At 39.3% G+C, this 22,792-nt stretch carries 21 protein-coding genes; 18 read left to right on the plus strand and 3 right to left on the minus strand.

Translation table 11 applies throughout. From position 1 onward, the window contains the following. Positions 1-10: 10 nt before the first annotated feature. The 3 genes from hemE to FLUTA_RS02660 all read left to right on the plus strand — a co-directional run bounded on the left by hemE (position 11) and on the right by FLUTA_RS02660 (position 2,550). Positions 11-1,048: a uroporphyrinogen decarboxylase gene (hemE, locus tag FLUTA_RS02650; RefSeq protein WP_013685308.1), complete on the plus strand. Its 1,038-nt coding sequence runs from the start codon at positions 11-13 to the stop codon at positions 1,046-1,048. Between the two features lies 1 nt (position 1,049). Continuing rightward, positions 1,050-2,225 carry an OmpA family protein gene (locus FLUTA_RS02655; RefSeq protein WP_169312052.1) on the plus strand — a complete coding sequence of 392 codons (1,176 nt, stop codon included), beginning with the start codon at positions 1,050-1,052 and terminating at the stop codon, positions 2,223-2,225. 97 nt (positions 2,226-2,322) lie between these two features. After that, positions 2,323-2,550, plus strand: a complete 228-nt coding sequence (locus FLUTA_RS02660) for a hypothetical protein (protein ID WP_013685310.1) — start codon at positions 2,323-2,325, stop codon at positions 2,548-2,550. A 62-nt stretch (positions 2,551-2,612) separates the two neighbouring features. Here the strand turns inward: FLUTA_RS02660 and FLUTA_RS02665 are convergent, their stop codons facing one another. Beyond that, a complete protein-coding gene (locus tag FLUTA_RS02665) occupies positions 2,613-3,719 on the minus strand; it encodes a T9SS type A sorting domain-containing protein (RefSeq protein ID WP_013685311.1) in 1,107 nt (368 codons plus the stop codon). Between the two features lie 77 nt (positions 3,720-3,796). On the opposite strand from FLUTA_RS02665, the gene FLUTA_RS02670 reads away from it, so the two are divergent. From FLUTA_RS02670 to FLUTA_RS02685, 4 genes are all read left to right on the plus strand, one after another. After that, the gene (locus FLUTA_RS02670; RefSeq protein WP_148235381.1) at positions 3,797-4,228 is read left to right on the plus strand and encodes a hypothetical protein; all 432 of its coding nucleotides are present in this window, start codon (positions 3,797-3,799) and stop codon (positions 4,226-4,228) included. A 3-nt stretch (positions 4,229-4,231) separates the two neighbouring features. Next, a complete protein-coding gene (locus FLUTA_RS02675) occupies positions 4,232-5,059 on the plus strand; it encodes a PorV/PorQ family protein (protein WP_013685313.1) in 828 nt (275 codons plus the stop codon). Then, entirely contained in the window at positions 5,046-7,118 is a 2,073-nt protein-coding gene (locus FLUTA_RS02680; protein WP_013685314.1) for a hypothetical protein, read from the plus strand. Before FLUTA_RS02675 ends, FLUTA_RS02680 begins: the two co-directional genes overlap by 14 nt. A 120-nt stretch (positions 7,119-7,238) precedes the next feature. Then, positions 7,239-8,498, plus strand: coding sequence for an MFS transporter (locus FLUTA_RS02685; protein ID WP_013685315.1), 1,260 nt, complete (start codon positions 7,239-7,241; stop codon positions 8,496-8,498). 73 nt (positions 8,499-8,571) lie between these two features. On the opposite strand, the gene FLUTA_RS02690 is transcribed toward FLUTA_RS02685, so the two are convergent. Beyond that, entirely contained in the window at positions 8,572-8,910 is a 339-nt protein-coding gene (locus FLUTA_RS02690) for a hypothetical protein (RefSeq protein WP_013685316.1), read from the minus strand. Positions 8,911-9,217: 307 nt separating this feature from the next. Between FLUTA_RS02690 and FLUTA_RS02695 the strand changes: the two genes are divergently transcribed. The 3 genes from FLUTA_RS02695 to FLUTA_RS02705 all read left to right on the plus strand — a co-directional run bounded on the left by FLUTA_RS02695 (position 9,218) and on the right by FLUTA_RS02705 (position 12,589). Further along, complete coding sequence (locus FLUTA_RS02695; protein ID WP_013685317.1) at positions 9,218-9,628, plus strand: hypothetical protein; 411 nt, start codon at positions 9,218-9,220, stop codon at positions 9,626-9,628. A gap of 181 nt (positions 9,629-9,809) precedes the next feature. Then, entirely contained in the window at positions 9,810-11,213 is a 1,404-nt protein-coding gene (locus tag FLUTA_RS02700; RefSeq protein WP_013685318.1) for a hypothetical protein, read from the plus strand. A gap of 11 nt (positions 11,214-11,224) precedes the next feature. After that, a complete protein-coding gene (locus FLUTA_RS02705) occupies positions 11,225-12,589 on the plus strand; it encodes a T9SS type A sorting domain-containing protein (protein ID WP_013685319.1) in 1,365 nt (454 codons plus the stop codon). 237 nt (positions 12,590-12,826) lie between these two features. Here the strand turns inward: FLUTA_RS02705 and FLUTA_RS02710 are convergent, their stop codons facing one another. Next, the gene (locus FLUTA_RS02710; RefSeq protein WP_013685320.1) at positions 12,827-13,333 is read right to left on the minus strand and encodes a hypothetical protein; all 507 of its coding nucleotides are present in this window, start codon (positions 13,331-13,333) and stop codon (positions 12,827-12,829) included. Positions 13,334-13,755: 422 nt separating this feature from the next. Between FLUTA_RS02710 and FLUTA_RS02715 the strand changes: the two genes are divergently transcribed. The 8 genes from FLUTA_RS02715 to FLUTA_RS02745 all read left to right on the plus strand — a co-directional run bounded on the left by FLUTA_RS02715 (position 13,756) and on the right by FLUTA_RS02745 (position 22,782). Further along, positions 13,756-15,093: a sigma-54-dependent transcriptional regulator gene (locus FLUTA_RS02715; RefSeq protein ID WP_043024037.1), complete on the plus strand. Its 1,338-nt coding sequence runs from the start codon at positions 13,756-13,758 to the stop codon at positions 15,091-15,093. 292 nt (positions 15,094-15,385) lie between these two features. Beyond that, the gene (locus tag FLUTA_RS02720) at positions 15,386-15,664 is read left to right on the plus strand and encodes a DUF7674 family protein (protein ID WP_013685322.1); all 279 of its coding nucleotides are present in this window, start codon (positions 15,386-15,388) and stop codon (positions 15,662-15,664) included. Between the two features lie 96 nt (positions 15,665-15,760). Then, positions 15,761-15,838, plus strand: a complete 78-nt coding sequence (locus FLUTA_RS21110) for a potassium-transporting ATPase subunit F (protein WP_071841688.1) — start codon at positions 15,761-15,763, stop codon at positions 15,836-15,838. A gap of 3 nt (positions 15,839-15,841) precedes the next feature. Then, a complete protein-coding gene (kdpA, locus tag FLUTA_RS02725) occupies positions 15,842-17,569 on the plus strand; it encodes a potassium-transporting ATPase subunit KdpA (RefSeq protein WP_013685323.1) in 1,728 nt (575 codons plus the stop codon). A 5-nt stretch (positions 17,570-17,574) separates the two neighbouring features. After that, entirely contained in the window at positions 17,575-19,614 is a 2,040-nt protein-coding gene (gene kdpB / locus FLUTA_RS02730) for a potassium-transporting ATPase subunit KdpB (protein WP_013685324.1), read from the plus strand. A gap of 12 nt (positions 19,615-19,626) precedes the next feature. Beyond that, the gene (gene kdpC, locus FLUTA_RS02735; protein WP_013685325.1) at positions 19,627-20,202 is read left to right on the plus strand and encodes a potassium-transporting ATPase subunit KdpC; all 576 of its coding nucleotides are present in this window, start codon (positions 19,627-19,629) and stop codon (positions 20,200-20,202) included. Position 20,203: 1 nt separating this feature from the next. Further along, on the plus strand, positions 20,204-21,562 hold the full coding sequence (locus FLUTA_RS02740; RefSeq protein WP_013685326.1) for a porin: 1,359 nt from the start codon (positions 20,204-20,206) through the stop codon (positions 21,560-21,562). A 95-nt stretch (positions 21,563-21,657) separates the two neighbouring features. After that, positions 21,658-22,782, plus strand: a complete 1,125-nt coding sequence (locus tag FLUTA_RS02745; protein WP_013685327.1) for an Osmosensitive K channel His kinase sensor — start codon at positions 21,658-21,660, stop codon at positions 22,780-22,782. The last annotated feature ends 10 nt before the right edge of the window (positions 22,783-22,792 follow it).

The raw sequence follows: 22,792 nt of genomic DNA on the forward strand, positions 1-22,792 counted from the left end.
TTTTGCACCAATGAAATTGCAAAATGATTTAATCTTACGCGCTGCAAAAGGCGAAGATATTGAACGTTACCCAGTTTGGTTAATGCGTCAAGCGGGAAGAATATTACCAGAATACCGTGCAGTACGCGAAAGTGTGAGCGGATTTAAGGAGTTGGTTGAAACACCGGCTTTGGCTGCTGAAGTAACGATACAACCTGTAGATATTTTGGGGGTTGACGCCGCAATTATCTTTTCAGATATTTTAGTAGTTCCTGAAGCGATGAATGTTCCCTACCAAATGATCGAAAAACGCGGTCCTTGGTTTGAACATACGATTCGTTCGGAAGAAGAAGCAAAACGATTGGAGTTTGATTTTGATATCGAAGATCGATTGGGATATGTTCTCGAAGCAATTAAACTAACAGTAAAGCAATTAGACGGAAGAGTTCCGGTAATTGGATTTGCAGGAGCACCTTGGACTATTTTATGCTATATGGTAGAAGGACATGGCTCCAAAACATTTAGCGAAGCACGGAAGTTATTGTATACCAATCCAACTTTGGCACATCAATTGTTACAGCACGTTACAGATGTTACAATTGCTTATTTAAAAGCACAAGTTAAAGCTGGAGCAAGTATGATACAAGTTTTTGATTCATGGGCTGGAATATTAGGAACAGAACAGTACGCGACTTTTTCTCTTCCTTATTTGTCTCAAATAGCTTCGGCTATTGAAGATGTTCCTGTTACCTTGTTTTCAAAAGGAGCAATCACTTCTATCCCTGCATTGGCAAAATTAGATTGTAATACAATTGGGCTCGATTGGAACATGGATGTTGCAGCAATGAGAGCTTTGGTGGGCAATTCAAAAACCTTACAAGGCAATTTAGATCCTTGTGCATTATACGGTTCTCATCAAAGTATTGAGTTGGAAACAATAAAAATGTTAAATTCGTTCGGCAATAATCAAAGACATATTGTAAATTTAGGCCACGGTGTTTATCCGGATGTCGACCCAGAAAAGGTAAAAACATTCATTAAAACTGTAAAATCTTATGAAACCAAATAGTATGAAACTAAAACAACTTGTTGCATTCACCGCATTAATTGGCTTGCCACTTTTTGCTTCTGCACAAAAAGAAGATAATCTTGTTGATAATGGCGGATTTGAATCAAGTACTGGGAAACCAAAAAAAATAGGCCAAATTGATTTAGCAACGGGATGGATATCTCCAACTGGTTCTAGAGCTGATTATTTTATGAGCGACTCAAAACTTCCGGATGTTGGAGTTCCTGAAAATGCGTTCGGAAAAGAACAAGCGAAAGAAGGTGAAAACTACGCTGGAATTGTAGCTTTTTCGTATGGTAATAAAATGCCTCGATCTTATATCATGGCAAAATTGAAAACGCCTTTGAAAAAAGATGTCACTTATTGCATTTCTTTCTACGTTTCCATGTCTGAAGCTTCCAAATATGCTTGTAATCAAATTGGAGCTAACATTTCGAAAAAAGCATTTGGAACAGATCAAAAAGTTCATTTAATTGACCAGACACAAATTCAACACCCAGATAACAAAGTATTTAACGCTACTTATAACTGGGAAAAAGTATGTGGTTCTTACAAAGCTGAAGGCGGTGAAAAATTCTTGACTATTGGAAACTTCACTTCTGATCAAGACACGAAATACGAAACAAATAAAAAACCGAAAGATTCAAAAATCACTCAAATCGTTGCGGCGTATTATTACATCGACGAAGTTGTTGTAACAATGTTGGATAAAGATGGTGAATGCAAATGTTATACAGATGACAAAGACAAAAATGAACAATCTACAACAGTTTACATGAAACAAGTTGCTGATAACGATAAAATGTCTACAAAAGATCGTATCGAAAAACAAGAAGTTTATTTTGGATTTGGAAAAACATTCCTTACTCCACAAGCGAAAGCAGCTTTGGATATCGTTGCAAAAGTAATGACTGAAAATCCTACGATGTCAATTACAGTTATTGGGTCGAACAACGAAGAAGAAGATAAATTGGCAGAGAAAAAAGATTTCTATGCTGATATGGATACCAAACGAAATCAAGCAGTAAAAGAATATCTACTTTCCAAAGGAATTAGTGCTACACGCTTGAAATCTGAAAGTAAAGGCAATGAAGAACCAAGTCCAGAAATAAAAGAATCAGACGATGAGGATTTGAAATTAGCTAAGAACAGACGAGTTATCTTTAAGGTTAACTAGTCTTTACTCAATAACGAATACAAAAACCATCAGTCATTGGCTGGTGGTTTTTCTTTTATTATAAAGTTTAAACTATTTCCACCAATGAACTTTCTCTATGCAAAACACTTTTCCTATTTACAGAAAACTAGAAGGCTTCAATCGTTTTTATAAGATTGAAAGTGCTGATTTATTTATTGAAATATCCATCCGGAATGGCATTCCTCATTCGGAAACAATTCAAGCAATTCAATTTCCAGAAAAGCTTCGAATTCAGGATATGATTGCATTCAACTTCAATTACGTGGAAATGAGTGAAGAGGAGATTGCAAATTATTTCAACTAAAAAATCCATCCGTCTCGATTTCTCACGAGAGCGAATGGATTCCAAATTATTTTCTAGTTTCTTTAGTCCAATACAATACGAGAAACTGCTGCTCCCATTTGAATAAAATACACTCCTTTTTTTGCAGTACTTAAATCCAATTCAGTTGTTCCAGCAGAAATAGTTTGCTCCAAAATCACTGACCCTTTCAAATCTAAAACCTTTACCAATCCTGCATTTCCTCCTATAAGCTTAATCAATCCATTGGAAGGGTTTGGACTAATCGTAAATTCGGGAACAGTATTCTTAGCTAAACCGAGTGTAGCTGGATTGGAATGATTCCATTTCCGCAAGAATAACCACACTTCAATCATTTCAGTAATATCATTCACTGGTTTATATAAATAGACATGATCTGCTCCATTGAATCTCCACAACTCCAAAGATGCCGTTGGATTACAATTGTCATAAACAAAACGATCAATCGTAATACCATCATTTGCTACATCTGGAAGTCTTGTAGAATCTGCCGTTGCATCACATCCATGAACACCTCTCCAAAAATTAATTGTTTCAGGAACTAAACTCAATGAAGGCAAAGCTGATCCATCATAAGGAACTGTTCCGTCTGCTGTTCCATGTAAATGAATGACAGGAGTTTTATAGGAAGGAACACATGAATTAATATCTGAAGTTGGCATTGTTCCTGCCATTGCTCCAATTGCAGCAATTCGATTATTCATCAAACAAGCCATGTGGTGCGACATAATCGAACCCATCGAGAAACCAGTTGCATATACACGCGCTGGATTCACATTGTAATCTGCTAATCCTTTGTTGATTAATTCGTGCATAAAACTAATATCATCAGCCGTACTTCCTAAAAGTGTTCCGTTATTCCATCCTGCTGCGCCAAAACCGTTATTCAATGCTTGTGGATAAACCGTTATTACACGAGCTGTATCCGCAATGTTGTTGAACCCTGCACCAACCATATCGGTATTTGTACCTCCCAATCCATGCATAATGATAATCATATCTGGATTTTCTGTTTGAGCATTAAATCCTACTGGAATGTATAATTTGTAAGTTCTGGTAACCCCTCCAATAGAAATGGTCTCATCGGTGAGTTGACTAAATGCAAGAGAAGCGCTAAATAATAACGCAAAACATGTAAAGATTTTATTCATAGTAGATTTTTAACCAAAATTAATTTAATTTTAGTGACGAACAAAAATACAGATAACAGGTGTATAAATTATCCAGTTTGTTGATACTACTTTTACTGCTTATTTCTTGTACGCTTACTGGCGAACAGGAGAATCGACTGAGCAAACAACTTTCTAAATATATCAAGTCATACAACACCCATAACACACTGGAATACGCTGGGTTAACACATCCATCCGCTGTTAAGTACTATACAGCTCTGGGAGATTCTAATTTTATAAATCATTTTGGATTAGATATTGAAAATGAGGGTGCAGAACTTGATAACCTGCTTTATCGTGAAATGAAAACAGACGGAAATTGGATGGAACGGAAATATACCATTGAACGGAAAACGATCGAAGAAAATAACCGCTCTTACGAACTTTATGCTCTATCCTCGGATGGAGGAGACAATTGGTTTTTCCTTACTGAAGACGATTATTTTCTCGATAAAATACCACTAAAAAAACGACTATTCTCCAAGTAATTCATGATTCGACTTTCACTACTTCTGCTATTATTCACTTGCTCCGCTATCCATACGTTGAGTCAAGGGTGGAATCCCGTGGGTTCTCGATCTGCTTCATTGGCAAATACCAGTGTTTGTTTAGATGATGTGTGGGCATATCATCACAATCCGGGAGCTGCAGCTTCTATTAAAACAATTTCGATTGGAACTTATTACGAAACCCGATTTTTGACTAAAGAATTACAAACGCAAGCTTTAGCCCTTGCCATTCCATTGAAAGTTGGAGTAATTTCGGCTGGAGCACAATTTTTCGGTTACCAACAATATCGAAATACCAGAGCAGGATTGGGTTATAGTATGAAATTTACAGACTTCCTACAAGTTGGCGTTCAGGGAAATGTACAAGCACTGAGATTAGGTGGAAATTATGGTTCTACAATTAGCGGAACGATAGAAGCAGGTCTTTTGGCGAAAATTTCGGAAAAATGGAGTGCCGGAGTTTCGGTTATGAATATTGGACGACAACGCATCAATCCAATATCCGATCGTTTTGCAACCGTTTTACGTGCAGGATGTCAGTACAAACCTTCCAAAAAAGTGTCAATTTTTGCAGAAGTTGAAAAACAGGTAATTACTAAAATATCCTTCAAAGGTGCAGTTGAATATCAGCCTATTGACGCTTTATACATTCGATTGGGAGCTCACAGTGGTCCCATGGAATTTGCATTCGGATTAGGATATAAAATAGCTGGATTTTCTATCGATTTGGGATCCAAATACCACCAAACACTCGGTTGGTCTCCCAATTTTGGCTTAAACTACCAATTCAAAGAACATGCAAAAAAATAGACTCCTCCTTCTATTTTTCAGCATCCTTGGTTTCTGGAGTTACTCCCAAGAACGCAGTGAAATCATCCAACAACGGGTTGAATTTATTGCCGAACAATCGGAATCGGAAGAATTGGATTTGACCAATATCTTTGACCAGTTGAATTACTTTTTTGATAATCCGATTAACATCAACAATACCAATCCTGACGAGTTACGTTCATTGGGACTCTTAACCGAAGTTCAAATAACAGATGTACTTTTACACATCGATCGCTTTGGTAAATTCATCAGTATTTATGAGCTTCAATCCTTGAAATATTGGGATTTGAATACCATTTACCTCGTTTTACCTTTTATAAAAGTTGATGATCGTCTGGATAATATCCATATTACATTCAAAGACGCTATCAAAAACGGAAAAATCGAATGGTTCACCCGTTATCAACGAACTCCTGAACGAAAAAAAGGATATACACCTGTTTCCGATTCAATTCTCAATAGCTCGAGCAGCTACTATCATGGAAATCCAGATCGGTATTACACTCGTTTTAGATACACGTATCGAACGAATATCAGCTTAGGGTTTACGGCAGAAAAAGATCCAGGGGAAGAATTTTTTAAAGGCTCTCAAAAAAATGGATTCGATTATTATTCCTTTCATGCTTTTTACAAAGGAGGGAAATACATTCGTGCGGTTGCTGCAGGAGATTACCAAATTCAAATTGGTCAGGGTTTAAATACTTGGAGTGGTTACGCTTTTGGAAAAAGTGCAGATATTTTTTCAACTAAAAAAGCTGCTAATTTATTACGTCCTTACACTTCCGTAGATGAAAATCGATTTTTTCGAGGTGGAGCGACAGTTCTTGGATACAAAAAATGGAATTTACTCACTTTCTACAGCAACAAAAAAATTGACGGATCGGGAATCAGCGATTCGTTAACAGACGATTTAGAATTCGTTACAACTATTGATTTATCTGGCTTACACAGAACGAATACAGAAATCGCGAAGAAAAACAAACTTTCCGAACAAGTAATCGGAAACTATTTAAGCTACAACTCCACCCGTTTCAATGCTGGGATTGCTGTTGTAAATCAACAATACAATCAACCGCTTCAACGCGACACCCTTCCTTACAATTTATTCGCGTTTAGAGGAAAAAATACCACTGCAATTAGCGGAGATTACAATTTTGTTTTACGTAATTTCAACTTTTTCGGGGAAGTTTCCTACAGCACACACTCCAAATCATTTGCCCAACTTCATGGCGTTATGGCTATTTTAGATCCGAGCGTTTCTATTTCTGTTATTTACCGCAATTACTCCAAAGGATATTATTCATTCTACAACAATGGCTTTTCAGAAGGAAGCAATACGCAAAACGAAACAGGTTTATTTTCAGGAATCAAGGTAAAACTTGCCCCGGCATGGTCGGTGAGTTCTTATATTGACTTTTTTAAATTCCCCTGGTTGAAATACCAAGTTGATGCGCCTTCAAAAGGCTATGAATTTTTAGTTCAGCCGACCTATAAGCCAAATAAAGTCTTTGAATTGTATGCGCGTTTCAGACAACAAGTTCGTCAGAAGAATTCAAGAGATTCAGACGGGACAATTACTCCGATAGAGAATGTGGTTCAAAATAATTACCGCTTAAATATGAGTTACAAAGTATTGGAAAGCTTCACATTGAAAAGCAGAGTGGAATATGTAACCATTAATCGAAAAAGCAACAAACCCGAAGATGGTTGGATTTTCACACAAGATTTACTATTCAAACCCAAGAACTTGCCTTTCGATGTAACACTGCGTTATGCCTTATTTGAAACGGATAGTTACGATACGCGTATTTACACTTTTGAAAACAATGCCTTGTACGTATTTTCCATTCCTGCCTATTATTATCAAGGATCAAGAGCTTATGCACTCATCCGTTTTTCCTTCCTGAGACATTGCGACTTATGGGTTCGCTACGGAGTATTTTTATATTCGAACAAAAATATCATCAGTTCTGGTCCAGAAGAAATCAAAGGATCTAGAAAATCGGATATTACGGTGCAGTTGCGGGTGAATTTTTAGAAGGTTGGAAATTGAGTATTCCTTCGCGATTTTATTTAACCAGATAATCTAATTTTAGCGTTCATATTAATCTCCTCAAAATCTTTATGTGTATGTTTAAATTTCAAACTGCGAAGAACAATGAATCCAAAAAAGGCTTCCTGGTATTTTTTAGTACTACTTATTCTAGCTGGTGAATCCGTATTCATTCTTCCCTTTGTTCTTTCGCGTGTTTTTCGTCCAATTGTATTGGAAGCATTTGATTTAGATAACATTGAATTAGGACTCTGTTTCGCTGTCTATGGAATTGTGGCTTTATTGTCATATCTCTTTGGAGGTCCGCTAGCTGATAAATTTCCTCCACGAAAGTTGATTGCAGTAGCATTGTGGATGACCGCTCTAGGAGGCTTTATTTATGCAACATTCCCAGGTTTCAATGCCTTGAAAATCCTTTATGGTTATTGGGGATTTACGACCATTTTCTTATTCTGGGCACCAATGATAAAAGCTACTCGCGTTTGGGGAGGGGCTACCTCACAAGGGAAAGCATTTGGTTTTCTGGATGGTGGTCGCGGTTTGGTTGGGGCTTTATTCGGAACAATGGGAGTTATTGTTTTTTCATTTTTTCTTACTTCAGAAATTTCCCATGCAACAATTCAGGAAAGTAAAATAGCATTCAAACAGGTAATTCTCATCTCTTCTGGAATTGTGATTGTTGTTGGAATATTGGTTTGGTTTTTCATGAAATTGGACCCCAAAACAGAACAAGAACTAAAACTAGAACAAATAACCTTTTCTCAAATCAAACAAGTATTGCGTTTGCCTTCTGTATGGCTACTAATGATCATCATTTTATGTGCTTATGTAGGCTACAAAATAACGGATGTCTTTTCGTTATATGCACAAGATGTGATGCAATATAATCAAGTTCAATCGGCACAAATCGGCACATTTTTATTATTCATTCGTCCAATAATTGGTGTATTTATTGGCATATTAGCCGATCGTTGGAAAACTACTGCATTATTATTCGTGAGTTTTATCATTACATTTTTGGGAGCTCTTCTATTGGCATTCGGCTTGATTTCTGAATCTACTACTATTCTATTCTTAATCTCAATTTTGATTGTAGCAAGCGGTGTCTATGCAGCTCGTTGTTTATATTTTGCCGTCATGGAAAAAGGTCAGATTCCTTTGAAACTAACCGGAACTGCTGTGGGATTAATTTCACTCGTTGGATTTACTCCAGATATCTTTGCTGGACCCGCGATGGGGTTTCTATTAGAAAATTCAAAAGGCGCGAGTGGACATCAACATGTGTTTTGGATGCTCGCTCTTTTTTCTTTAATAGGTTGCGTGGCAGCTTGGCGGTATTTTAGGTTGTACAAAAAGAACGAATAATACCTCCCTCGCATTTCTCTGGAAACAAAACAAACACTCAGTAATAGAAGAGTGATTGTTTATTTTTAGGTATTCAAAAGAAAAAACCAACCAAAAACAAGATAAGTCCGCCAAAGATCATAATTGTTGTAACTAACAACATCCATTTTAAAAAGGAGATGACCAAATCATACCGTTCCTTGGTTTCGCTGTCCTGAATTTCCTGAAGAATCTTTCTAAATCGAAAAATAAATCGAATTACTGGGAAACTTTTTTTGGTTTCCCCTTCCTCTTCTTCTTTCTTATCACTTAATTCTTTTAAATGCGCAACAATCTTATAATAAGAAAACGCGAAAATGAGTGTGTTTAGACTCAAACCTACAATCATCAGTAAAATCCCTATTAATTGCCCTGTGTTTATTTCAATCTCCATAAGTACTTCTATCTAATGATTTATACTAAAAAACGAAGCTCAAAAAATGAACTATTCCAACATGTATTAAATGCCCGATTTCACATTCAGAAGGTAAAACATTTGTGACTAAGAAAATTCTATTTTTTGTTAAAAGAGCTGAATGGTATATCAACAACAAAGCGCAGAATTCGAAAATACAGTCGCCAAATAATCCTAAATGATTATCACAAGGCTTTTTCCATGAGATCCAATGTCTTAAATTTAAGAGATATGGCAACTTGCCAAAAACGAGCGATGAGACATTTCATCCATTAAATTTTGACCTATGAGAACAAAAAACGAATTCAAAGACAGACCAGATAAAGGAGAAGGAAGTGATCACGATTCGATGAAAACATTGTCCTCAACTACCCGAAAATTATCGCAAGAAGGTTATATCACTCAATTTAAAGCATTAAAAAACGGATTGGAATCACTGGAAACACATAAAATTTTTGTCCCCGATGAAGTAAAGATTATTAATTTTTACCGTTTTGAAGGAGAATCAGACCCCTCAGACAGCGCTATTCTATATGTTATTGAAACCAGCACAGGTGAAAAAGGAACCCTCACCGATGCTTACGGTGTTTACACCGATCAGAAGGTATCCGAGTTTGTGCAACAGGTTGAAGAAATTCATAAAGCAAAAACGAACCCGCCAATAGATGGCAGACCAGAGGATCAGGAGGCGGGATAAATGAATAGCAGGCTATATTACCGTATTATCAATCGTATAAAAGACCTCGTTAAGTTTGGATTTTAACAATCACTTTCGTAACTTGCGCAAAAATCACTTTCACTTATAACTAATCTGCGTAAAAGTCCCTTTGACACCTAGTTAAAGGTGAAATGTTCTATAATTAAAACGTTAGAGAGTTATGAAAAAATTATTCCTTTTAACCATTATCGCTATTAACATCACCCAAGTGACAGCTCAGGTGAAGATTGGGGACAATCCCAATGTGATTAATGCCAATTCCATGCTTGAACTTGAGAGTACCAACAAAGGTTTTCTACCTCCAAGAATTCCGCTCAACAGCCTTACAAGCACTGCTCCAATGACAGCTACAATTGCGGAAGGCACGATAGTCTACAGTGATGGTGGCACACTTCCTGACGGATACTACTATTGGAATTCCACAAGATGGGTATTGCTAAGTACTGCTCGTGACAACTATGTGCGTGTAAGATCTGCGGCAGACTTTCCTGCACCAGTGGCAGGCGTTATAACACTTGTGGCTGGTGTCGAATATGAGATCAATGGAACAATTACGTTAACGAACTCCATAAACTTGAATGGCTGCAGTATAAAGGGGGAAGACTCTGCGAATGACAAACTTGTCTATACTGGAGCGGGTTCAATGTTTACAGGTAATAAAACCGGAAACCTACGCTTCCTTACAATGACGGCTTCTTCTGGAAGCGTATTTAACATTGATGCATTGGCAACGGCTCAGAATATGATCGTACAGAACTGTTTCTTTTTGGGCTGCAATAGTATCGGAACGATTGCAGGAGTTGGTGGAACAGTTTTCTTTGCAACTGTGGCTTATTTCGTGAACACCAACGGTATTACTTTTCAGAACGACAACAATGTGGTAATGAACAATACCCTTTGGGATGTCTCTAACTCTAATATTTACGAACGTTTTATCGGTACTTTCAATGTAATCCAGTTACTTGGTGGCGACCGATTGACAACTTCCACAAACTCAGCAACAGCACTTCATATTAGTGGTATTACGAGTCTTAATTCAGGATCAGCCAAAGTGATCATGTTCGTTGGTACAGGAGCTTATGTAACAGGAACATTTACGAATGCCTGGGAGGTTGAAACAAGTGGGATAAGTACACAGAAAGACGACGTTGCTGGTGGAAATATGTACTTAACCACACCTGTAGCCACAACATTTGCACTTGCGAATACACCTGTAAAGGTTTTGGGCACAACTGCTTCGGCGAGTCTCTACCGCGCAACACACCCAACCAGTAACCGACTCACTTACACTGGAAGCAAAACACGCTCATTTTTTATTTCAAGTTCATTGAGCATCACGCAACCAAGCTCCAACCGTTATTTTTCATTCTATATAGCAAAGAACGGGGTGATTATCCCTGAATCGCGCCAAGATGTCAAAGTAGTAAACAGTACGGATCAGGTATCTCTAACAATTTCCTGTCGGGTAACACTGGCTCCAAATGACTACATTGAAGTGTGGGTAGAAAACCAGTCATCTACAACAAATATGACCGTCCAGACCATGAACCTATCGATGGAATAAAAAGCCGAATTATGAAAAAGATCATTATTATAGGGTTCGTTTTTTTCGCCGGATCTGCGGAAATCCGAGCACAACTAACAAATTCAGGCAATATCCGAACATTCGTAGGGGCAAACGTTACCATTTATGGCGACATGACCAACAATGGAGCGATTGCCGATTCAGGGACGCTGGTTACGCTGGCAGGATCCAGCCTGCAAACAGTTAGTGGCAGCGTTGTAACAACGTTAAACAATCTGCGGTTGAATAACACTGACGCAACGGGTATTACACTTGCACAAGCATTGAATGTACGCGGAACATTGACTTTTTCGGACGGTTATCTGAATACAACGACTGCGAATATACTGACGATGACAAATACATCAAGTGTCGCTTCAGTTAGTAATACCAGTTTCGTTTCTGGCCCGATGGTTAAAACTGGAAATACAGCCTTTGTCTTTCCTGTAGGAAAAAATGTAGTTTACGCACCAATTGCCATTACTGCACCTGCAGCTGGAACAGACCAATTTAAAGCGGAATATTTTCAGATATCTGCTAATCCGCTTTACAATACTTCAAGCGTTGAACCTTCACTTCATCATGTGTCAGACTGTGAATATTGGATGCTTGATCGCGTCACAGGTTCTTCTAACGTATCAGTGACATTAAGTTGGGACACACGCAGTTGTGGTATCACTACCCTTTCCGACTTGCGCGTAGCGCGATGGGATGGAACCCAATGGACAGATAAAGGAAATGGTGGGACAACTGGGACAACTACTGCTGGGACTGTGATTTCTTCAGCAGCGGTTACTGGATTCGGACCATTCACTCTTGCCTCCATAACTGCAACAAATCCGCTGCCAGTAGAACTTCTGACTTTTGCTGCTCATTGTGAGGACGAACAAGCAGTTCTGCGTTGGAGCACTGAAAGTGAGTTTCAAAATGACTTTTTCACCATTGAAAGCAGTTTTGATGCAACCGATTGGAATACCATTGCAACTGTTGCGGGTACTGGAACCACAACTATGCTGACGAATTACACATGGACCGATCATTCAAACCCACGCAAGGAAATGTATTATCGCTTATCCCAAACCGATTATGATGGTGAAACAACAATTCATGATATTGTTTACTTCAAAAGTTGCTCCTTACCAGAAAATTCGGTGAGTATTTACCCAAATCCAGCGAAAAGTATTGTCAATATTCTGACAGAAGAAAGTGTAAGTGCCATAACGGTGATGAATTCTGAAGGAAAAAAGATAAACACACCTATTGATGTAAAATATAAACAAATTGATTTTAGTGAAATACCGAATGGAGTTTATCTTATTCAAATCACGACTAAAAGTGGAGTTTTCAACAAAAACGTGGTAATCTCGCGAAATTGATCTTGAAATAAAATATAATTGAAATGAATTATCTCACAGGTTGGGATGATCCAATATTTTTTTAGAAACATTTTATCACGCACTTTGTAAAAGGAACAAAACTAGAGCATTTAATAAACTCTATTCTTTTCTAAACTTACCGTTTAGAAAAGAATAGTATGAACTCATAAGTGTAAAAATTTCAATAAAAAAACGAGGATGACTTCATCCTCGTTTTTTTATTCGGTTTGTTTTGGATTATAAATCAAATGCTTTCTTTACCTCCTCATAATTTGATAAATCTACATTTGGATTTTGTATTGATCCAGAAGATGAAATTGCTACTACTTTGATTTTTGCCATGGAAGATCCGGGATTCGTAGTTGCTCCGTCATCATCTCTCCTGTTCACAGTTACAGATCCTGTTTCATAGGTATATAACATGTGTCTTGTATAACCATTATACAAATAAGAGTACGGAAGTGCATAAGTTGTTCCGGAGATATCCATATAACACAATACCGCACCACTCGCAACGATATCAGCAGTAATAATAGAACTATTTATAGTGATCGAGTATCCAGCTGCTCCGTCACCTGTCCAATCCGCTGCTACTGATGAAAATGTAACACTTTTAACATTCGCATTTCCATCCGCTCCCGCCGGACCAGTCGGACCAACTACTTCTTCTTTCTTACATGCACTCAAAAACGTGGTTACTACCAATAACCCAATCATAATTGTTCCAATTTTCTTCATAGCCATCTCTCTTTTAATTTTTGATTATAACTTTTGTGATTTCAAATTACAACCATTTTATTTAAGGCACTAAGTAAACTTTGAATTTGATCAGACTTTAAATCACTCTAAATCAACGCACCTGTATGTTCAAGGTTCATAGCTTCCGAACGACTTGGTCTTTCTATCTTCAAAAGATTACCACTGAATATAAGGACTTGTTGTTAATACAAATATTCTTACTTTGTTGTGTTATATAAGTTCGTCATTACCCAAAATAAACCTCACAATACAAGAGTTCAGCGGTTTCGTTATATAGAAAGGAATACGAGGAATTTGCTGGGTGTCTGTATTTTTGCTCTGCTCCACTAGGGTAATTAAAATGCTTCAGGTTGTTTGATAGAATTATTCCTGAATTCGTTGTAGTTTTACAACACAAAAAACATCCATTGAAGCAGCTTCTCATTATAGACGACGAAGAAAAACATCGTTCATTACTTGCCCGGATTATTCGATCCGAAGGTTATGAAGTATTTGAAGCTGGTGACTGTGAATCGGGACTAAAGAAATTGGCTCAAAAGGCAATCAATGTGATTTTGTGTGATGTAAAATTGCCAGACGGAAACGGCATAGATCTGGTGCCAAAAATCAAAGAACGCTTTCCGGATGTGGAAATCATTTTGCTCACTGCCTTCGGAAATATTTCTGATAGTGTGCAAGCCATGAAAGATGGAGCATTCGATTACATTGTCAAAGGAAATGACAACGACAAAATTATTCCTTTGCTTTCACGTGCATTTGAAAAAGTGGAGCTCAGAAAACGAGTGCGTGATTTGGAAAAACGCGTAGGCAAAAAATATACATTCGATTCCATCATCGGAAATTCGCCTTCTATATTGAAAGCAATCGAACTCGCACGAAAAGTTTCTACCACAGATGCTACGGTGTTGCTTACTGGTGAAACTGGAACTGGAAAAGAAGTCTTTGCTGAAGCCATTCACTTTGCAAGCGGTCGATCAAACAACAGTTTTGTAGCACTCAATTGCAGCGCATTTAGCAAGGAGATTCTCGAAAGTGAACTATTCGGCCACAAGCAAGGATCATTTACGGGAGCAATTAAGGATCAAAAAGGATTAATCGAAGAAGCCAACGGCGGAACTCTTTTCCTGGATGAAATCGGTGAAATGCCCTTGGAACTGCAGGCAAAACTTTTACGACTTTTGGAAACTTCCGAATACCTGAAAATCGGTGACACAAAACCAAGCCATTCCAATTTCAGGTTGATCGCTGCAACAAATAGAGATCTAAAAAAAGAATCAGAGGAGCAGCATTTTCGTTCCGATTTGTATTTCAGATTGAATGTTTTCCAGGTTGAACTGCCGTCGTTAAACAGTCGTGTGAAAGACATCAAACCATTAACCAAGCACTTTGTAGAGCAATTCTCGGCAAAATCGAATCGGAAGACTTTGGGAATTGACGAGGGTTTCCTTGAAAAATTAAGTTTGTATTCCTGGCCTGGAAATATTCGGGAATTAAAAAATATCGTAGAACGTGCTGTTATTTTAGCAGAAATGAATACATTGACTATAGATGATCTTCCTCCTGAAATTCAATTTATTCAGGAACAGAAAAACAATACCTTATCCGCTTTTTCAATGGCAAGCGTGGAGAAATTGCACATTCAGAAAGTATTGAACCACGCAAAAGGAAACAAAGCGGAAGCTGCACGTTTGTTGGAAATCGGTATTGCTACGTTATATCGGAAAATTGAGGAGTACAAGTTATAATTTCTTCTGGTTTTAAAAATACGTCCTCATTTCTTCAAGAGCGTTTTTAGGACTTTGCGTTCTTACACTCTTTGCGGTTCAATATAACCGTGGGAATTAACCGCAGAGCAGCAAAGGCCGCAAGGGGACTTCAACTTAAGAGCTATCATTTTGAGAAGAGCCTATCATTTTGATAGGCTTTTTTTGTGCTCCAAATTTTTGGCATTATCCAAAACCCTTATAAATCAACACATTGTTTCTGTATGCCATTAATTGGAACAGCAATTGGCATAGCGCATTAAAATTTTAAACAATGATGCGTAATAGAAACAACTACAGACGAATGAATCATTTGGCTGAATTGACAAAACAGTATGTGTTGAAAGGGAATTTCAAACGGGTGAATGATTGCTTCGCAATCGCTGAACACCAGTTGAGAACCGGGAGCTCAGAAATGAAAAATGCGGTGGTCAATGGGTTCTTATTTTCCTATAGCTGCTTCATGGAAATGAACAGAGCTGCTTTGAACATTCCCCTTCCGGAATTATTGGAGAAAGAGTACGTAAAGCAGGTAAACGCTTTCGGAGTTTAAACGGATGTTTATGGAAGCGACACTATTTGGTGGATTAACACTCCTGCTCTTTTGGCTCTGTTACAAAGCCGTTCATTTTTTTGAAAACGTATAATTATGACAGCTCTATTTATTCTTGCGATAGCCGTATTTATTTACCTCGGTTACGTGCTTCTCAAACCTGAAAAATTCTAACTCATGAATACCGAATTATTTGGCGTTATTGCTATGTTCATCCTGACTGTTGCCATTGCTATTCCTTTGGGAAGGTATATCGGAAAGGTTTACTTGGGGGAAAAGACTTTACTCGATCCGATTTTCAATCCGATTGAGCGTTTTTTCTTTCGCATCAGCGGTTTGGACGGAACCCGTGAAATGAACTGGGAACAGCACATTTACGCGCTCCTTGGGATCAACCTAGTTTGGTTCTTCATCTGTTTTTTACTGTTATTGAACCAAGGCTGGTTGCCTCTGAATCCAGACCACAATCCTTCGATGTCTCCCGATCTTGCTTTCAATACCACGATTTCCTTTCTGGTAAATTGCAACTTGCAGCATTATTCAGGCGAAACCGGACTTTCTTATCTCTCACAAATTGGTGGCATTATGTTCCTGCAATTTGTTACAGCCGGAACAGGAATGGCTGCCTGTGCGATGGTTTTCAACGCCATGCGCAACAGGCAAAGCGACCAGCTGGGGAATTTCTACAATTACTTTATAAAAAGCTGTACACGTGTGCTCTTGCCGGTTTCATTTGTTGCTGCAATTATTTTGGTTGTAAGCGGTACGCCAATGACCTGGGAAGGAAAAGAAACCTTTACTACGCTTCAGGGAGATGAACAAGTTGTTTCCCGCGGACCGGCGGCTGCAATGGTGGCCATTAAACAAGCCGGAACAAATGGCGGGGGCTTTTTTGGAGTCAACTCTGCACATCCTTTGGAAAACCCGACTTACCTCACAAACATGGTCGAAAACATCCTGATCGTATTGATTCCAATCGCGATGGTTTTTGCTTTGGGTTATTACCTCAAACGAAAGCGAATGGCGTGGATGATCATGGGAGTAATGACAGTCGGATTCCTGGCTTTGTTCCTACCATCGATTACTAACGAAGTAAAAGGAAACCGGGCAATTACTGAAATGGGAATTGATCAATCCAGTGGAAGCATGGAAGGGAAAGAAGTTCGTTTTGGAGCAGAAGCATCTGCCTATTGGGGAATTACGACCACCGTTACTTCAAATGGTTCCGTGAATGCCATGCACGACAGCTTTACACCGATCACAGGCGGAATGGCAATGCTCGGAATGATGGCTAATTCGTTCTACGGAGGCGTTGGTGTCGGATTCCTGAACTTCTACATCTTTATCATACTTGCTGTCTTCCTTTCCGGATTGATGGTTGGTCGAACACCTGAATTCCTGGGTAAAAAAGTGGAAGCCCGAGAAGTGAAAATTGCAGCTTTCATTGCAATTCTTCATCCTTTACTGATTCTGGCAGGAACTGCACTTTCAGCCTATTTTGTTTCTCACAATACGCAAATGGGATATTGGTATGATGGCAAAGCTTCCGGCTGGTTAAATAATCCAGGACATCACGGCTTTTCGGAAATGTTGTATGAATATACTTCGAGTGCCGCCAATAACGGAAGTGGTTTTGAGGGATTGGCAGATAATAACCCATTTTGGAACATGACCACCGGAATCGTCATGTTGTTAAGCCGTTATTTACCAATCATCGGGCCTTTAGCGATAGCGGGGTTACTTGCCGGTAAAAAACACATTCCCGAAAGTGCAGGAACACTGCAAACGGACACACCAATTTTCGGGGTCATGATCTTCGCGGTGATTTTCATCATTGCAGCATTGTCTTTTTTTCCCGCACTTGCATTAGGACCATTCGCTGAATACTTCAGTCAAATTCATTAGAAATCATGAGCAATCAACAAATATCTTTATTTGACCGGCAGCTTGTTAAAGATGCCCTCAAAGAGTCTTTCATTAAATTGAAACCACAGATCATGTGGAAAAATCCGGTCATGTTCACGGTGGAAATCGGAACAGTGGTGATGCTGGTAGTCTGTATTTTCATTCTTTTCGGAGCTGGAAATCAAGGTGGTTTCGGTTACAACATAACCATCTTTCTAATTCTGCTCGCTACTTTGCTTTTCGCCAATTTCGCAGAAGCCCTTGCAGAAGCCCGAGGTAAAGCACAGGCAGATAGTTTGCGCAAAACACGTGAAGAAACTCCTGCAAAACAGGTGTTGGAAAACGGAGAAATCCGAAATGTGAACTCTTCTCAATTAAAAAAAGGAGATGTCTTTGTTTGTGAAGCTGATGATATTATTCCTACTGATGGGGAGATTATCGAAGGGATTGCAACCATTGATGAAAGTGCAATCACTGGTGAATCTGCTCCTGTGATTCGGGAAGCGGGTGGTGATAAAAGCAGCGTGACCGGTGGAACAAAAGTGCTATCTGACAAAATCAAAGTTCAGGTGACAACCGAACCAGGTGAAAGCTTCCTGGACAAAATGATTGCATTGGTTGAAGGTGCAAGCCGCCAGAAAACACCGAATGAAATTGCGTTAACCATTCTTTTGGCAGCGTTCACGCTCATCTTTATTATCGTGTGTGTTACTTTAAAGCCTTTTGCAGATTACGCAAATGCCCCGATTACTATTGCGGCATTCATTTCCTTGTTCGTTTGCCTGATTCCAACCACTATTGGAGGACTGCTTTCTGCCATCGGGATTGCAGGAATGGACCGTGCATTGCGCGCTAATGTCATTACCAAATCGGGAAAAGCAGTAGAAACTGCCGGAGACATTGATGTACTTTTATTGGATAAAACGGGAACGATCACAATCGGGAATCGAAAGGCAACCGCCTTCTATCCATCCGATGGTCAGGATGAAAAGCACCTGATAAACTGTGCGGTTTTATCATCTCTCAAGGACGAAACACCAGAGGGAAAATCGATTTTAGAGCTTGCTCAGCAGTTGAATTGTGATGTAGAGACATTGCGCAAAAATGCAACAGCAGCAACGTTTATCAAATTCACAGCAGAAACACGCAGTTCAGGAATTCAACTGGAAGGAACAACCATCCGTAAGGGAGCTTTTGATGCCATTCGCAACATCGTAGAATCCACCGGAAATACTTTCCCAAGTGAAACGGTAACAGACGTTACGACTATTTCAAGTAACGGTGGAACTCCATTGGTTGTCTGTGAAAACAATCAGGTAGTTGGAGTGATCGAATTGCAGGATATCATTAAACCAGGAATTTTGGAACGTTTTGAAAGACTACGCAAAATGGGAGTTAAAACAGTGATGGTAACTGGAGATAATCCGTTGACAGCCAAATTTATTGCTGAAAAGGCGGATGTGGATGACTTCATTGCAGAAGCCAAACCGGAAGATAAAATGGCGTACATCAAAAAAGAACAGGAAAGCGGAAAGCTGGTTGCCATGATGGGAGACGGTACGAATGATGCTCCGGCATTGGCGCAAGCTGACGTGGGCGTAGCAATGAACAGCGGCACGCAGGCAGCAAAAGAGGCCGGAAACATGGTGGACCTGGACAACGATCCGACAAAATTGATCGAGATCGTTGAAATCGGGAAACAACTTCTGATGACACGCGGAACACTGACAACTTTCTCTATCGCAAACGATATCGCAAAATACTTTGCAATTGTCCCTGCCTTGTTTATTGCGGCCATTCCATCTTTGGAGGGCTTGAATATCATGCACCTGCACAGTCCTGAAAGTGCAATCCTTTCAGCGGTGATTTTCAATGCGATCATCATCCCGGCATTAATTCCGCTGGCATTGAAAGGAGTTGCCTATAAGCCAATCGGAGCAAGTGCAATTTTACGTCGCAACCTGCTTATTTACGGATTAGGAGGTGTGATTATTCCTTTCATCGGGATCAAATTACTGGACTTATTTGTTTCACTCTTCATTTAAAAAATAGAAATCATGATAAAGAAAATTATCTCAGTTAACATCTTCACTTTCTTATGTATGATCCTGCTTTCAGTTGCTTATCCGCTTTTAATTTCAGGAATCGGGAAACTGGCTCCAGGACATGGGAAAGGCAGAACCGTTTCATACAACCGAAAAACCGTTGGTTTCGCACAGGAAGGTCAGCAATTTACAGCGAATAACTATTTCTGGGGAAGACCTTCGGCAGTCAATTATAACGGAGCTGGAAGCGGTGGAAGTAACAAAGGACCTTCTAACCCTGATTATCTGAAAGAAGTAGAAGCTCGTATTGACACTTTCCTTCTGCACCATCCTTACCTGGACAGAAAAGCGGTACCCGCAGAAATGGTAACTGCTTCCGGGAGTGGTTTGGATCCGCACATTTCACCCAAAGCAGCAGAAGCACAGATCAAACGTGTAGCGCAGGCAACTGGGTTGAAAGAGCAGCAACTTCGTTCACTAGTCGAAAAACACACTGGAGCACCTCTTTTAAATGCCCTCGGACCGAAAACAATCAATGTGCTGGAATTGAATCTCGCATTGAAAAATCTTCAAATTAATAAAAAATAACATGAAAAAAATCACTACGTGTATTGCGATCGCGATCAGTTTACAACTTGCTGCTCAGAAAAAGGAAGAAGCAGAAAAAATTCCCTTCGACGGAATTGACATGACCTGGCATAACGGAAATGACCGCCGGGATTCCACTATCTGGAATACTAAATATTTCACACCAGTTATTATGGTTGATGTGAACTACAATTATTCTTTCAATAACCCAATCGACAATACGGTCGTTGGATCAACAGCATTGGCTCGTCACAATGAAATTCAGTTATCTTCTGCAAATTTGGGAGCAGATTTCAACTATAAAGGTGCGCGTGCGCGAATTGTTACTCAATTCGGAACCAGATCGACAGTCGTTCCGCGAAACGATTACAGTCCCTACAAAGGACAATACGAACTGGCAAATGTCTATCGTTATCTAAGTGAAGCTTATGCAGGGTATCATTTCAAAAAATGGTACGGGATCAATGTAGATGCAGGTATGTTCATGTCTTACATCGGGTTGAACTCTTATTACCAAAATGAGAACTGGGAATACCAGGCTTCTTTTACCTCAGACAACACACCCTGGTTTTTCAACGGTCTGCGTGTTCAGATCTTTCCTTCCAAAACGCTTAAAATTGAGCCTTGGCTGATTAACGGATGGCAGAGTTACGGAAAGTTCAACGCAATGCCTGGATTTGGTGCGAACATTACCTGGGTTCCAAACAGCAATGTTAAGTTATTGACGAATGACTATTACGGTACGGATGCAGCAGGATTGAAAGACCGCAAACGTTTCCACTCAGATAACAGTTTATTGGTAAGATACTATAACAAACCAACTTCAAAAGGAATCAGCCGTATGGCATTCTCTTTAACAGCTGACTTCGGTTTCGAAAAAGGTAGTGGTGTAAATGGATTGAAAAACGGAGACAGCGTTGCGGGTCCTGCTCAATATTTTGCAAGTGCCATGTTCTACAACAGAATCTGGTTCGGGCAAAATAAATTTGCGTGGACCATTGGTGGTGGAGTTATGACGAACCCAGGGCGTTATTTGGTACTTTACCCAACAGGACAAGCTAGTCCGCTTCCTGATCCAAATAATCCGACACAAACTGCCGGAGCTTATCCTTTTAGCGCAAATCCGGGGGATCAGTTCAGAGGTTGGGACGTATCCACCAATTTCGACTGGATGCCTAACCAAAGTATTACCTTCCGTGCAGAATTGATTCACCGTCAGTCTAGTGTTCCATATTTTGCAGGACACGGAGGAGTTACTTCACCAACAGGTTACAGTACAACGCCGCTTCCATCGGATTGGAGACCAGATTTAGTAAAATCTGAAACACGTTTGGTATTCGCAATCTTATTTAGAATATAAGTGTGAGTTAAAAGTTAATATTGGTTTAAACAGTCGTATCTTTAGGGGTGCGGCTGTTTTGAAGTTTAAAGTCGAACTCAGGTTCAAAGCTTGTTATGACAGAAAAAGAAAATAACGTCCAGCATTTCCTTGACTTAATCAAGCGATCCAGAAGAGGGAAATTCAAGATTTATATCGGAATGAGCGCCGGAGTTGGAAAGACTTATCGGATGCTCCAGGAATCTCATGCCTTGCTTAAAAGCGGTATTGACGTAAAGATCGGTTACATTGAAACACATGATCGCGAAGAAACCCAATCACTTTTGGACGGGTTACCCATTATTCCGAGAAAACATGTTTTTTATAAAGGGAAAGATGTAGAAGAAATGGATCTTCAGGCGATCATTAACCTCCGACCGGAAGTAGTGATTGTAGATGAATTGGCACATACCAATATTGAGGGGAGCAAGAACAAAAAGCGGTGGCAGGATATTTTGGATATTCTGGAAGCTGGAATCAACGTCATTAGCGCTGTAAATATTCAACACATAGAAAGTCTGAATACTCAGATCCGTCAAATCACCGGAATTGAAGTAGAAGAACGCATTCCGGACAGTGTTTTGCAAATGGCAGATGAAGTGGTGAATATTGATTTGACGTCTGATGAGTTGATCACCCGCCTGAAAGAAGGTAAAGTCTATAAAGCCGACAAAATACAACGGGCACTAAGTAACTTTTTCAGGTCGGAAAACATTCTTCAGTTGCGCGAATTGGCGTTGAAAGAAGTTGCCAGCCAGGTGGAGCGAAAAGTGGAAATAGAAGTTCCCTCCAATGTTTCCTTCCGACATGAAAAGCTATTAGCCTGTATCAGCAGCAATGAGAAAACGGCTAAGAAAGTGATCCGAAAAACGGCACGTCTGTCCCGTTACTACAACAGTAAATGGTTTGTCCTGTACGTCCAAATACCTGCTGAAAATAACGATAAGATTCCTTTGGATAAACAACGCCATTTGATCAATAATTTTAAATTGGCAACCGAATTAGGAGCGGAAGTCATTCGCCTGGAAGCAAAAAATGTAACGGATGGGATAATGCAGGTTGCAGAAGAAAAAAAAATCACCACCCTTTGTATCGGGAAACCGCATTTCAATCTGCTCAAGATCATCCTTGCTACATCCATTTTTAATAAACTACTCACTAAATTAGTTGCTTCGGATATTGATTTAGTTATACTTTCATAAGACAGAACAA

This window comes from Fluviicola taffensis DSM 16823, assembly GCF_000194605.1.
Classification (GTDB): domain Bacteria; phylum Bacteroidota; class Bacteroidia; order Flavobacteriales_D; family Crocinitomicaceae; genus Fluviicola; species Fluviicola taffensis.